The following is a 14,260-nucleotide window of genomic DNA, read 5'->3' on the forward strand; positions in this document are numbered from 1 at the left end:
GTCTGAATGAATAACAAATATGATGTGATAATCATAGGCGCAGGGCCTTCGGGAATATTCTGTGCATATACACTGAACAAAGAGAATCCAGGGCTGAAGATTCTGATGATCGAAAAGGGCCGTGCGATTGAGAACAGAAGCTGTCCCAAACGAAGAACACAAAAATGCATGGGCTGCAGCCCATGTTCGATCACCACAGGATTTGCGGGGGCCGGTGCCTTTTCGGATGGAAAGTTGTCACTCTCGCCGGATGTGGGAGGAAATCTGCCGGAAATTTTAGGCTATGAAGAAACCGTAAAGCTTTTAAAAGAATCCGATGATATCTATCTGAAGTTTGGTGCGGACCGGAAAGTGTACGGACTCGACAAAGAGAAAGAACTGCGGGAGATCAGGAAAAAAGCGATCAATGCAAATCTAAAACTGGTGGAATGCCCCATCCGCCATCTGGGAACGGAAGAAGGTTATAAGATTTACCAGCGCCTTGAGGATCATCTGCTGGAACAGGGGATTGAGATGAAATTTAACACCATGGTATCTGATATAACAATAGAAGAGGGCTGTGCAAAAAATGTTGTGACACAGGCAGGGGAAGTTTATCAGGCAGATGAGATCATCGCATCTGTGGGCAGGGAAGGCGCCGACTGGCTGAGCCATGTCTGCCGTCATCATGGAATTGAGACGGAGGTCGGGACAGTTGATATTGGCGTTCGTGTAGAAGTGCGGGATGAGATCATGGAGTTTCTGAACGAAAATCTGTATGAGGCAAAACTGATCTACTATACGCCTACGTTTGACGATAAGGTACGGACCTTCTGTACAAATCCCTCAGGCGAAGTCGCAACGGAATATTACGAAGACGGTCTGGCCGTAGTAAACGGACACGCATACAAATCTGCTGAATTTAAGACGAATAATACGAATTTTGCACTTCTCGTCTCAAAAAATTTCACCAAACCATTTAAAACACCGATCGAATACGGAAAAGCCGTCGCGCAGCTGAGCAACATGCTGTGTGACGGAAAAATCATGGTTCAGGCTTTTGGGGATTTCAGAAGGGGCAGAAGAACCACCGAAGAACGGCTGTGCAGGAACAACCTGATACCCACGCTTAAAGATTCTGTGCCCGGGGACCTCTCACTCGTGCTGCCTCACCGTATCATGGTGGACATTTCGGAGATGATCATGGCGCTTGATAAGGTTACGCCGGGAATTGCCAGTGATGAAACACTGCTGTATGGGGTTGAGGTGAAATTCTATTCCAATAAAGTTGTGGTGGACCGTGATTTCCAGACCAGTGTCAGAGGGCTCCGTGCCATCGGTGACGGCGCGTCTGTGACACGGGGGCTGCAGCAGGCAAGTGCAAACGGCATCAGTGCGGCGAGAAGTATTTTACGTAAAATGAGTGGGGAATAATGACAATGGATATTCATATGAGTATAGAATCAGCGATGAAACAAAAGATGGAAAAGCGGCTTGGCGCAATCGTACTGTATGTGATGTATGCAGGTATCTGTGAGCTGCACAAAATTGACGGCCGGGTGAGGGAAGAGATCGACAGCTGGCCTGACGGGATGACGTACTGCCTTGCCTGTTCCAAGGATGGACCGAGACTGTTTTTTCGCAAAAATAAAGATAAGCTGCAGCGTCTGAATCCGAGGATTCAAAGGTATTATGACACCTGTATCACATTTCGCAGTCTGGAGGCGGCATTCATGGTGCTGACGGGAAGGCAGGGAATTGCTCAGGCGTACGCAGCGCATGCTTTTACACTGCATGGGGACGTTGGAACGGCGATGGAGCTGACACGCTGTGTGGATGTGGTCGAATCCTATCTTTTTCCGAAGGTGATGACCAGGCGGATATTAAAGGAAGTGGCACAAAAGCGCTGCGGTACACTGGCACTGTACACAAGAATACTGATCGGTGCGGCGAGGGGCGCTTATACGATGTCGCCGGAGGAGAAGAAACCATACCGCATCAAATGCATGCATAAAAAATTTGAGGAGACGTAAACACATATGATACCAGAATATTATGAATTTCAGAGCTCGGCGAAAGTGATGTCCGGACGGTATGCGCTGGAAAACATTCCGTCAGAGCTTGAAAATCTGGGGGCTGAAAAACCGATGGTGCTCTCAGATGAAATGCTGAAGAAGATCGGTACATTGAAGATTGTGCTGGATGCACTGCTGGGGGGAGGAATTGAACCGGGTGGAATTTATACCAGCATTCCGCCGGACTCTTCTCTTAAGGTCGTGCATAATATTGTAAAAGAATACAGAAGGCTTGGATGCGACAGTCTTATTGCCGTCGGAGGCGGTTCTGTCATCGATACTGCGAAGGGAGTCCGGATGGTCCTTTCTCAGAATGTGGAGGACCTGCTGGATATCTGGGGCTGTGAAAATATGACAGGGATGAATCATATTCCGTTTATCGCAGTTCCGACAACCTCCGGGACGGGTTCGGAATCTACACTGGTAGCAGTGATCAAAAATGAGGCCCGAAGGCTGAAAATGGAATTTATCTCTTATTATCTGCAGCCGGATGCAGCGGTGCTGGATGAGCGGATGACAGAGACGCTTCCGCCGAGAATGACGGCTTCCACGGGTATGGATGCCCTCTGTCATGCGATTGAGGCATATACCTGTATTCAGAAAAATCCACTCAGCGATGCGTATGCGGTGGGAGCTATCCGACTGATCGCAGATAATCTGGAGCGCGCGGTGGCAAATGGAAAAGACAGAAAGGCACGCCTTGCCATGGCAAATGCATCCATGATGGCGGGGGCGGCATTTTCAAACAGCATGGTCGGCGTGATCCATGCCATCGGCCATGCGCTCGGGGGAGTCTGCCGGGTTCCGCACGGGGATGCGATGACGATCCTGCTGCCGCACGGCATGGCATTTAACCACCGGATGCGCAAAGAGATGTATGCTGAACTCCTGCTGCATCTTGCCGGGGAAGAAGTCTTTGCCAAGACTCCCAAAAGTGAGCGGGGAAAAGAAGCGATCCGCTCTGTCTGGGAATTGCGTATGCGACTGCATAAAGAGTGCGGACTTCCTGTCAGACTGCGGGAATGCGGCGTTAAAAAAAGTGATTTTGCCCAGATTGCCAGAACAGCGATGAATGACGGTGCCATGATCGTCAATCCGCGCGATGTGAAATTTGAGGACGTTATTTTTATATTGGAGAAAGCATTTTAATATGGTTTTGTAACGATGAACGGAGAAGATGAAAGGGGATAGGTTATGGATATCAGAAAACTGGTGAAAATACAGCAGATGTTTTTTTCAGGAAACCAGACAAAAAATCTTCAGTTCCGGATGACGGCATTGAGCCGTCTGGAAGCGGGCATAAAAAGGAATGAGGCAGAGATCTTAAGTGCACTGAAACAGGATCTGCATAAATCAGGTGCGGAGTCCTATATGGCGGAGGTTGGCATGACGCTCGCTGAGCTGCGCTATGTCAAACGCCATCTTCCATTCTGGATCAGAGGAAGGAGAGTGTCCACGCCGCTTGTCCATTTTCCGGCGAAAAGCTTTGTAATTCCGGAGCCTTACGGTGTGACGCTGATCATGTCCCCGTGGAACTATCCGTTCATGCTGTGCATGGAGCCGCTGATCGGGGCTATCGCTGCGGGAAACTGCTGTGTACTGAAACCCTCCGCATATGCACCAGCCGTTTCGAGAGTGATCCGGAAAATCATCTCAGAAGTGTTTCCGAGGAAATATGTGGCAGTTGTCGAGGGCGGCAGAAAAGAAAACAATGAGCTTTTGAATCAGAAGTTTGATTACATCTTTTTCACCGGCGGCGTAGAAGTCGGAAAGACAGTTATGGAAAAGGCTGCAAAGAATCTGACTCCGGTAACGCTGGAGCTGGGGGGCAAGAGTCCGTGTATCGTCGACGCCACCGCGGATCTCAATCTCGCGGCACGCCGTATTGTGTTCGGGAAGTTTCTGAACAGCGGCCAGACATGTGTGGCTCCTGATTACCTCCTGGTGGAAGAAACCGTAAAGGATGAGCTTGTCACATATCTGAGGAAGTGGCTTCACAAAATGCTTGGAAGTGAACCGGTGATGCATCCGGATTATCCGAAGATCATCAATCAGAAACATTTCAACCGCCTGATGGAGCTGATAAAGGATGAGACAGTACTGGAGGGCGGATATGCGAATCAGGATACGATGCAGATCGCACCGACGATTCTGGATCATATCACCTGGAAGTCACCGGTTATGCAGCAGGAGATATTCGGTCCGATTCTTCCGATACTGACGTTTTGTAATATACCGGAAGCGATCTCACGTGTGAAAGCGGGAGATAAGCCACTGGCACTGTATCTGTTCACCAGGGACCCCGCCATGGAACACCGGGTACTGAAAGAACTATCATTTGGGGGTGGCTGTATCAACGATACGATCATTCACCTGGCTACGTCCCAGATGGGATTCGGAGGTGTCGGCGCAAGCGGTATGGGAAGCTACCACGGAAAGGCATCTTTTGAGACATTCAGCCACAGGAAGAGTGTACTGCAGAAATACAACTGGCTGGACCTTCCGATGCGGTATTATCCGCTGACGAAATGGAAAGAGACGCTGATCCGGCTGTTCTTACGGTAAGTAAAAAAGAGGTCCGGTGGACCAATGTCATTAAGTTAATTCTTTAACTCTATAGCATGCAAGAAAAGAGATTTTGCTTAAGATGATGTTTTTATTATAATTAGGCAAAGTCTCTTTTTGATTGCAAGACAAAAAGACAGATTGTTCATCTGTCAAAAAACGTATATAATTAATGAGTGATTATGCTACTCTATATAGAAAACTTACGGAGGCTTGGGGTTTGACTTTCCGAGGGTCTCGACGCCCAGGTCTCACAGGCAACGTATGCTGTTCTATAAGCCTAATCACCGCAGGTGAACTTAATTGGCGCTTTCTTCGCAGATATTCTCTGCAGATATAGATGGCAATGGTAAAGTTCACCTGTTTTGTTTGATGAAACTTATTGCTTTGCTTGATAACATATGCAGTAATTAACTCGCAATAGTTATAAAGGGTCAATCTTGCAAATATTTCTTGTTTGATATAATCGACTTTTTTTGCATGAAAATTTGTCAATCCAATGGCATACTTTAATTCTCTAAAAGATGTTTCAATTCCCCACCGTAACTGATATATTTCTTTAAGTTTTTTAGGAGAAAATTCAAATTCATTAAGATTTGTTACGACCATTTCAAAGGAATCTTCAGATATTTTGAATCTGGCAATTCGAAAAGATAATGTATACTCATTCGGACTACCAACGGGGAGATAATCAAATGTTTGGCACGTTGGCATAAACTTATAGCCCTCCATTCTCTTTGCTTTTGTTTGCTTTCTTGTTAGCTTAATATCTACGTCTAGATCAAACGTTTCTTTATCAGGCAGTTCTAATCCCGATGCCATGCCATTACTTCCGATATCTTTAATACGGATCAAAAAATTCCACCCTTTATTGATTGCATGAGCCATAATGTTGTAATTCTCATACCCTCTGTCAGCAACTAGAATTACATTGCTCTGATGTGAGCGTTCCATCATTTGAATACATGCCCTGTGTTCTTGATATTCTGAAGCCGTTTGAACGATTGCATCCGTATAAACTCGGTTTTGTATATCATAGAAGGCATTTAGATGTAGATGGTTAGTTATACCTCCATACTGATTTTGCTTCCATGCTGTTTCGGAATCCTTGGGATTGGTTGCAATACTTAGATTACATCCATCGCAGGCCAGCAGTTGATATCCCTCATATAGATTTTGGATTCTTTGATTCTGAACATTAAATTCCTGGAATAAGAATTCGAATGCCTCAGGTAAAACTTTTGACCGTTGTTGAGTGTAGGCAGATACAGTAGGTGTATTTACATCGAAGTCAAAAAAATCCAATAACTCTTTATTCATAGTACAACCACCAGAATTCATAGTAATTCCAACCAGGGTTTTGAAATCAATTTTTCGATTTCTTGTAAAATCAACACTGGGATTTCTAAGAAAAAGTGATGGATTTGTTGCTAATTCTGATATTAAAGTTTCCAGAGACTTTGTAGTACTTTCAATAAAATCTGACATAATAGAATCCTCCTTGCAATCAAGATAGTTCTTAATTACAAGGGCCGCTTTCACTACCGCTTAAAATCATCAGTAGTGAAAGCGGCCGCACAATCGAACTAAAATGTCAACAGTTTTTCACAAAATAAAAAGACCCCTATATCATTTCTGATATAGGAATCTTAGTATAATATCTTAACTTAATGACATTGTCCGGTGGACCTCTTTTTTAATAAGAGAATAGATAGATGAACCGGGAGATTAATCCTCGTCGATCCTGACAGGGTATTTACCATATTTTTTATAGGTATCAAAGATCGCCACAATATTTTCAGGCGGACAGTCGGACTGGATATTGTGTCCGCATGCGAACAGATACCCGCCGCCCGGCGCAAAGTCACGTATCTTCTGCTTAACGTCCGCGATCACTGCATCCGTTGGTCCTGCAAATTTCCCCTGATTATCAAGACCACCGTGCAGTACCAGTTTCCCGTAAGTCATCTCTTTTAGTTTTCTGCTGTCCTGCATGCCTGCGGCATTTGCCTGAACAGGCTGGATGATGTCGACTCCGGCGTCATGAAGTGAGTCAAATGCCCACGAGATCGATCCGCAGCTGTGGTATGCGACCTTTCCATCACAATATTTATGCATGGATTCGATGACTCTTTTGATACGCGGCTGTACACGCTTTTCGAACTGTTCAGGCTGGATGAGCGGACCGTTTTGTGTACCCCAGTCATCTCCCAGCCACATGATATCAACGTATTCACCTACTTCTTTTAACATAGTCTCATACCAGGCACTCCACCAGTCGGCGGCCATATCCATCAGGTAATCTGCAAATTCAGGATCGCCCGCAAAGTCACCCATGAAGTTCTGCATGCCTCTCCATTCCCATGCCTGATAGAATACAGAGCCGTGCTCCCCGATGACGATCGCCTTGTCTGTGTTCTCTCTCAGATATCTGGCGCGTTCTCTCATGCCGGCAAATCTGGCAGGGTCTGTCGGGTCGGACGGTTTAAAGGCTTTCAGGTCTTCGATCGTGTCGGCGTCTTCGAGTGGATTTTTTACGAAATCAAAGTATTCGCCCATCTGTTTAAAGTAGACGCCGTTTTCATCGTAGAAGCCCCCGTCTTTATCAATCTTCATCTGCCATCCGCTGGGTGGATTTGTGAGCAGCGGACGTGTGTCCACATCAAAATAATCCAGCACATAATCACTGACCAGAGCAAGGCCCTGTTTGATATCACGGATGATAATCTCCTCTTCCTCATGCCCGATATACTTCAGCAGATTGCGGTAGGCATCTGCCTGGATTCCGGTAACGGCATTGTTGCCCCAGTCAACGGCGATGCGGTCTGCCTCCTCAAAGTTTAATGTTTTTAATACACGTTCTCTTGACGTCATATTTTCTCCTCCTGATATTTTTCTGTTCGGATCGTTTTTGCTGCACCCGTCCCATTAGGTTGGTATCGGTCTTTTTGAAGTCATGCATGAACTCATCTGATATTGTCAGTTTAACATAACGTCTGCCTGATTTAGCATAACGATGCAAGAATAAAGTAGCACAATCTTATGATTTTTCTGGAGCTTCTTTTAGCACTGTGTTATAGTTAACAGTGAGAACAATGAGTCGTTTGGCAGAGGTGCTGCATATGGATACTTATATTGAATTTCCACTGAAAAATACTGCGATTGGGGTAGAGGCCGCTGAATATGAGAGCAATACGGTGATCGCTGAGCATGCGCATGTGTTTCAGGAATTTGTGCTGATTACGAAAGGTGCATGTATGCACCGGTTTCGCGGAATTGAGATGCCGCTGATATCCGGAGACGTGTTTTTAGTTCCGGCGCATCAGAAACACGGTTATATCATGAACTCTCAGATCCGCTTTATGAACTGCTATTTTTTCCCGGATGAGCTGGGTGAGGACTGGAAGCGGCTGATGCGTGAAACACTTCCGCCGACCTCTGCTACGGACAGTATGGAGGATATCCGCTCACAGTGGGAGAATCTGCTCGTCAATATATCCGATGGCGATGCAGGTGATAAGCAATCGCTCACAAATGATGAAAAATCGCATATTCAGGGAATCATTCATCTCACACCGCAGGAGGCGATCCGCGTGGAGGCTTTGCTGCTGCAGATTCTGGAAGAGCAGGACTGCGCCCAGTTTGGTGCAGAATATATCAAAGCATCCCTGTTGCAGGTCATTCTGGTCACGATCAAACGGGCACAGAACCGGCAGCCTCCGAAGCTTCTGAAGCATAATACAAGAAAACGGGAGTTAGTTGCCAGTGCACTCTCCTATATGGAGGAGCACTACAGTGAAGAACTGGATGTTGTAAAACTGGCCCGGGATTCAGCGCTGTCGGAGAGTTACTTTCGGATGCTTTTTAAGGATGTGACAGGACTGACACCACTTGAGTATGTCACACGTGTGCGTATCATTAAATCATTGGAGTTTCTGCAGAGTGATGGGATAACAGTCAGACAGGCGGCTGAGCAGGTGGGAATCTATGATCCGAATTATTTCACAAGGGTGTTTAAAAAAGTGATGGGGTATCCGCCCAGTTATTTTAAAAAGATCTGATTTTGACAAGTGCAGGGGTTCAATGGATGGATACAAATTACTAGCACTCACTAAAAATGAGTGCTAATTTTTTCTTGACTTTTTGCACGCTGGGTATTAAGATATTACCAAACAGTATATTAATTGAACAAAGGAGTGTGGACTGCAATGGCAGAGAATTTAAAACGCGGTAATTTATCAATCGACAGCGATAATATTTTTCCGATTATTAAAAAATGGCTGTATTCCGATCACGACATTTTTGTACGTGAGATGATTTCAAACGGATGTGATGCCATCACAAAGCTGAAGAAGCTTGAAATTATGGGTGAATACACATTTCCGGATGATTATAAATGCAAGATTGATGTTATCGTAAACCCGGAGAAGAAGACTCTGAAATTTATCGACAGCGGACTCGGTATGACAGAGGAAGAAGTCGAGGAATATATCACTCAGATCGCATTTTCAGGGGCGACACAGTTTCTGGAAAAATATAAGGACAAGACGAATGAAGACCAGATCATCGGACATTTTGGACTTGGATTTTATTCTGCATTTATGGTGGCAGATAATGTGCATATTGATACGTTGTCTTTCAAAGAAGGTGCAAAACCGGTACACTGGGAGTGTGACGGCGGCGTAGAGTATGAGATTGGTGAGGGTGACAAACAGACTGTAGGAACCGAGATCACACTGTTCCTGAATGAAGAGAGCCTGGAATTCGCAAATGAATACCGGATGCGTGAAGTCATAGAAAAATACTGCTCCTTCATGCCGGTAGAAATCTTTTTGTCCAAGGAAAATGCTGAGCAGGAATATGAGACGATCGAGGAGTCAGAATTAAGAGAAGATGATGTGATCGTAGAGCGTATCCATGAGGAAGCAAAGACAGAGGAACAGGAAAATGAAGACGGCGAGAAAGAAATCGTAGAAATCTCTCCTGCCCGTGACATGGTGAAGATAAACAAACGTCCGGTATCCCTGAGTGATACACAGCCGCTCTGGATGAAACATCCGAATGACTGTACAGATGACGAGTATAAAGAATTCTACCGGAAAGTATTTATGGATTATAAAGAGCCGCTGTTCTGGATTCATCTGAACACGGACTATCCGTTTAACTTAAAAGGAATTCTGTACTTCCCGAAGATCAATACAGAATACGATTCCATTGAGGGAACCATCAAACTGTACAACAATCAGGTGTTTATCGCAGACAATATTAAAGAAGTTATTCCGGAATTCCTGATGCTGCTAAAAGGTGTTATCGACTGTCCGGACCTGCCGCTCAATGTATCCAGAAGCGCGCTGCAGAACGATGGATTTGTTAAGAAGATTTCTGAATATATCAGCAAAAAAGTTGCGGATAAACTGACCGGCATGTGCAAGACAGACCGTGAAGCCTATGAAAAATGCTGGGATGACATCAGTCCGTTCATCAAGTTCGGATGCATCAAAGAGACAAAATTCTCAGAGAAAATGATGGACTATATCCTCTACAAAAACCTGGACGGCAAATACCTCACGCTCGCTGACTGCATCGAGGAGAATAAGAAGCCGGAAGAGGAAAAGACAGATGAGGCAGCCGAAGAGACAGTAGAAGAGACGACGGAGGAAAACAAAGATTCCGAAGAGAAGAAGGAAGCTGAGAAGACAAATATTTTCTATGTGACGGATGAGGTACAGCAGAGCCAGTATATCAATATGTTCCGAAAGGAAGGAAAAGATGCCGTTGTCCTGAAACACAACATCGATTCTGCGTTCATCTCTCATGTTGAGCAGGTGAAAGAGGAAGTCCATTTCCAGAGGATCGATGCAGACCTGACAGAGGACTTTAAAGAGGGTGACAGTGAAGAACTGAAGGAAGTGGCAGAGTCCCTTACCGAAATGTTCAAGAAAGCTCTGAATGTAGAGAAACTTGATATCAAAGCAGAAAAGCTGAAAGATGACAGTGTCTCTGCAATGATGACACTCTCCGAGGAAAACCGCCGGATGCAGGATATGATGAAGATGTACGGTATGGATTCCAGCATGTTCGGAGGCGGAAACGAGACACTCGTGCTCAACGTAAACCATCCGCTGGTGTCCTACATTATGGACCACAGAGAGGACGAGAATACAGATATGATCTGTGAGCAGCTGTATGATATGGCGATGCTCAGCCACAAACAGCTTTCCCCGGAACAGATGACGAAGTTCCTGGAGAGAAGCAATAAGATCATGATGCTGCTGACGAAATAAACAGTCAGCCTGTGAGATAAAACAGAGATACCCCTGCGCAGTCGGTTTTTGCCGTCCTGAGCGGGGGTATCTGCAATGAAATATGGAAATACGCCAGCGTAATCTTCTCTATCTGCTGATAGTCTGGCGGAGCGCATCTATGGAGGTAGCGACTCCGGCCTCCACAGACATGGTCAGGTCTTCCATTTCCAGGGAGACATCTCCGTGGTACCCGAGCATACTGAGAACAGAGAAAAACTCTTTCCACCATGCCAGATCCTGCCCGCAGCCGACGGCAACATAGTTCCACATGCGCTCGGCAGTCTCTGTAACCGGACGGGGATCCAAAAGTCCGTTAACATCGGATGTACCCCGCTCAATACGGGCATCTTTGCCGTGTACGTGGAAAATGCAGCCTTTCAGAGCTCTCGCGGCGGCGATCGGATCCGCGCCCAGCACAATCATATGGGAGGGGTCCAGGTTGATACCGATCATCGGGTCCGTTGCATTTCTAAGTTTCAGCAGCGTCTCTGCAGACCATACCATGGTTCCCGGGAATTCTTCTATCGCAATCTGCTCCACACCGCACCTTTTACAGTGATCGGCATATTCCTTCCAGAACTCGATCGTTACGTTCCACTGATATTGATAGGCTGGTGCCATGAAGGCTGGCCAGGATATCGTGGATGTGATCCAGTTTGGCGTCGTGTCCTTTTCATTGCCGGCGGGAAGACCAGCCATGGCAACGATCTTTTTCACCCCCAGTTTTCCGGCAAGTTCTGCACACTGATACATGGATTTTTTATACTCTTCTCCGGTAGCAGACGGCCAGAGCGGGTTGCAGGATGTGTTGAGGGCAGAAATCCGCATACCCCGTGATTCCAGCTCTTTTTTAAAGGTGCTCAGTTTCTCAGCGTCGGATAACAGCTCCTCTGTGTTGCAGTGCTTTCTGGCGCCCCAGCCTCCGGCGGTCATCTCAACGGCGTCAATGCCCATGGATTTTACTTTATCCAGCATATCGGTATAGCCAAGATCAGCAAATACATCAGTACAAATTGCAAGTTCCATTTAGTTGTTCCTCCTGAATTTTATGAGTTTAATCCTGGAAATCCACCCAGACTCCGCCTTTGTCGGCGGATTCCACGCATTTTGTCACCCAGCGGATGCCTTCGATGCCGGCATTGATATCGGGATAAACCAGATTTTTTAACGTTTCTTCATCGCCGTTGTCTTTTGCGTTCATAGCGATGGCAAATTTCAGATAAATGTTGGACCAGCTCTCCGGCAGACCCTCTGCGTGGAGTGCTCCCAGACGTTCATCGGCGTTGCACTCATCATAGAGATACGGCATAGCGCGGATCAGTTTGCGGATCGGTTCCCCCTGAACCTGGTACAGCAGTTCATTCGGCTGATTATCGGAGAACTCCACGGAAGCTTTGGAGCCTACGATCCGGATCCGGTGTCCGTCCATGCAGCCGGCATCTACGGCTGATGCCCACATACGTCCTACAGCTCCATTTTCATAGCGCATCAATACATAGGCATTGTCTTCCAGCGGTGCACGGGAGCCAACGAAGCTCTGCCGGTCGCACAGCAGCTGTTTTAGCTTTAATTCCGGGCAGATTAGCTCTGACATATAGAAGGTATGGGTGGACAGGTCACCCAGTACGAAAGAAGGTCCTGACTTCTCAGGGTCGACACGCCATTTCTGCCCTTCCGCCTTTCTGTCACCTATCTCGTCACAGGCAAATCCATGTGTATAGCGGAGTTCTACCATATGGATATCACCCAGATCACCATTCTGAACCATCTGGCGCATCTGCAGGAGCAGCTGGCTTCCGGAAAAACCGTACGTCACACCCACGATCTTATTCATTTTTTCTGCCAGTGCCTTGATCTCTTCCCCCTGTTCCACTTTAAAGAACAGCGGCTTTTCACAGATTACATGAAGCCCGGCTTCAAGGGCAGCCTTTGCGATTTCAAAATGTGTAAAGTTTGGCGTAGCGATGGATACGGCTTCGATGCCATCCGGTCGTTTTGCTTCCTCCTTAAATAGAGTCTTATAATCCGGATACAGGCGGTCTTCGGGTATGCCCAGGTTTTTTCCAAAGTCCATACAGCGATCGTAATCAACATCGAACGCACCTGCTACCAGTTGAAATGCAGTGTTATCTCTCAGGGCGCCTAGACGGTGTTTGTAGCCGACCCCTCCGGTACGTCCGCCGCCTACCATAGCCCAGCGATAAGGTCTGGGAATCTTTTTTTCTCCATTTAACATCATATTCACTCCTTTATAATTCATTTACATTGTTTTTTGATTAAGATAAAAGGATCTTACTTTTTTACGCGCGATAAAGTCAAATTAGACAAGAAATAGCTAAAAAATTTGTCTATTTTGTTTATTTCCTTTACTGTGATTGTATTATAAACTATAAAAAAACAAGAGTAAACAATAGCAGTTGCTTTAAAATTCGTCATTCTTGCTTTTTGAAAGGAGGGATTTCATGAAGAGTGTGGATCCGGGGATTCAGGCACAGTCTGTCTGCTTTTCTTTTACGCCATCCGAACTGGCGAGGGAGCTTTATTTTTACCCTACCTGGTGCGGCCATTATTTCTGCAACTCGAATTATTTTATTCGGAGAGAAAGTTATCCGCCGATTCTGATTGCCTATGTGCGCAAAGGACAGTTTCATGTGGAGTATCGTGATCAGGTATTTGATGCAGAGAAGGGGGATGTGGTGCTTCTGGACTGTACAGAACCGCATTACTATCAGGCATTTAACGGGCTTGAATTTCTGTATATGCATTTTGACGGTTCGAATTCGCACGAGATCTGTCAAAATATCCTGGACAAGGCAGGACCACTGATACGGCAGGAGAGTAATGCGCAGATTGGTCTGCTGCTTTATAATATGATTAAGTTTCATATGGATGGAGGGATTGAGCACATGATACACAGCTCGGCGAGAATTTACAGGATATTTGAATATTTGCTGACGCCGGATTTGGAACCGGAGGAGAGTGACAATCCCATCGATCGGTCGATCCGGTACATCCGCGCCAATTACGGGGAAGAGCTCACGCTGAATGACCTGGCAGCTGTGGCGAATCTGAGTGCTTATTACTATGCACACAGTTTTAAAGAGCGGACGGGATATTCACCGATAGAATTTCTCACCAATACGCGGCTTGAGCAGACGAAGATACTTCTTGCACGCACTACGAAAACTGTGACGGAGATCGCATATGAGGTGGGGTACGCATCCAGCACCAGTCTGATCAATATGTTTATCAAAAAGACCGGCATCACGCCGAAACAATACCGGAGGGCGAATCAAAGCCCGCAGATATAAAATAACTGCTCTGAAAGTTTTCATT

The 14,260-nt window shown here is 46.1% G+C and carries 11 protein-coding genes; 7 read left to right on the plus strand and 4 right to left on the minus strand.

Annotation, left to right across the window (positions count from 1 at the left end):
- The first annotated feature begins 6 nt into the window (after positions 1-6).
- The 4 genes from MCG98_RS08040 to MCG98_RS08055 are packed head-to-tail and all read left to right on the plus strand — an operon-like array spanning position 7 to position 4,619.
- The gene (locus MCG98_RS08040) at positions 7-1,413 is read left to right on the plus strand and encodes an FAD-dependent oxidoreductase (RefSeq protein WP_240301505.1); all 1,407 of its coding nucleotides are present in this window, start codon (positions 7-9) and stop codon (positions 1,411-1,413) included.
- Between the two features lie 17 nt (positions 1,414-1,430).
- The gene (locus MCG98_RS08045) at positions 1,431-2,012 is read left to right on the plus strand and encodes a hypothetical protein (protein WP_240301506.1); all 582 of its coding nucleotides are present in this window, start codon (positions 1,431-1,433) and stop codon (positions 2,010-2,012) included.
- 6 nt (positions 2,013-2,018) lie between these two features.
- Entirely contained in the window at positions 2,019-3,203 is a 1,185-nt protein-coding gene (locus MCG98_RS08050; RefSeq protein WP_240301507.1) for an iron-containing alcohol dehydrogenase, read from the plus strand.
- 45 nt (positions 3,204-3,248) lie between these two features.
- Positions 3,249-4,619: an aldehyde dehydrogenase gene (locus MCG98_RS08055; RefSeq protein ID WP_240301508.1), complete on the plus strand. Its 1,371-nt coding sequence runs from the start codon at positions 3,249-3,251 to the stop codon at positions 4,617-4,619.
- Positions 4,620-4,799: 180 nt separating this feature from the next.
- On the opposite strand, the gene MCG98_RS08060 is transcribed toward MCG98_RS08055, so the two are convergent.
- Both MCG98_RS08060 and MCG98_RS08065 read right to left on the minus strand, forming a co-directional pair.
- Positions 4,800-6,107: an IS4 family transposase gene (locus MCG98_RS08060; protein ID WP_240301509.1), complete on the minus strand. Its 1,308-nt coding sequence runs from the start codon at positions 6,105-6,107 to the stop codon at positions 4,800-4,802.
- Between the two features lie 240 nt (positions 6,108-6,347).
- The gene (locus MCG98_RS08065) at positions 6,348-7,493 is read right to left on the minus strand and encodes a uroporphyrinogen decarboxylase family protein (protein WP_240301510.1); all 1,146 of its coding nucleotides are present in this window, start codon (positions 7,491-7,493) and stop codon (positions 6,348-6,350) included.
- A 248-nt stretch (positions 7,494-7,741) separates the two neighbouring features.
- Here MCG98_RS08065 and MCG98_RS08070 point away from each other — a divergent pair, with 248 nt between their 5' ends.
- Both MCG98_RS08070 and htpG read left to right on the plus strand, forming a co-directional pair.
- Positions 7,742-8,680: an AraC family transcriptional regulator gene (locus MCG98_RS08070; RefSeq protein ID WP_240301511.1), complete on the plus strand. Its 939-nt coding sequence runs from the start codon at positions 7,742-7,744 to the stop codon at positions 8,678-8,680.
- Between the two features lie 147 nt (positions 8,681-8,827).
- Positions 8,828-10,903: a molecular chaperone HtpG gene (gene htpG, locus MCG98_RS08075; RefSeq protein WP_240301512.1), complete on the plus strand. Its 2,076-nt coding sequence runs from the start codon at positions 8,828-8,830 to the stop codon at positions 10,901-10,903.
- Between the two features lie 108 nt (positions 10,904-11,011).
- Here the strand turns inward: htpG and MCG98_RS08080 are convergent, their stop codons facing one another.
- Positions 11,012-11,950, minus strand: coding sequence for a sugar phosphate isomerase/epimerase (locus tag MCG98_RS08080; RefSeq protein WP_240301513.1), 939 nt, complete (start codon positions 11,948-11,950; stop codon positions 11,012-11,014).
- 28 nt (positions 11,951-11,978) lie between these two features.
- On the minus strand, positions 11,979-13,163 hold the full coding sequence (locus MCG98_RS08085; RefSeq protein ID WP_240301514.1) for a Gfo/Idh/MocA family oxidoreductase: 1,185 nt from the start codon (positions 13,161-13,163) through the stop codon (positions 11,979-11,981).
- A 223-nt stretch (positions 13,164-13,386) separates the two neighbouring features.
- On the opposite strand from MCG98_RS08085, the gene MCG98_RS08090 reads away from it, so the two are divergent.
- Positions 13,387-14,235: an AraC family transcriptional regulator gene (locus MCG98_RS08090; RefSeq protein ID WP_240301515.1), complete on the plus strand. Its 849-nt coding sequence runs from the start codon at positions 13,387-13,389 to the stop codon at positions 14,233-14,235.
- Positions 14,236-14,260: the final 25 nt, after the last annotated feature.

Origin of the sequence: Ruminococcus sp. OA3 (assembly GCF_022440845.1) — a bacterium.
Classification (GTDB): domain Bacteria; phylum Bacillota; class Clostridia; order Lachnospirales; family Lachnospiraceae; genus Ruminococcus_G.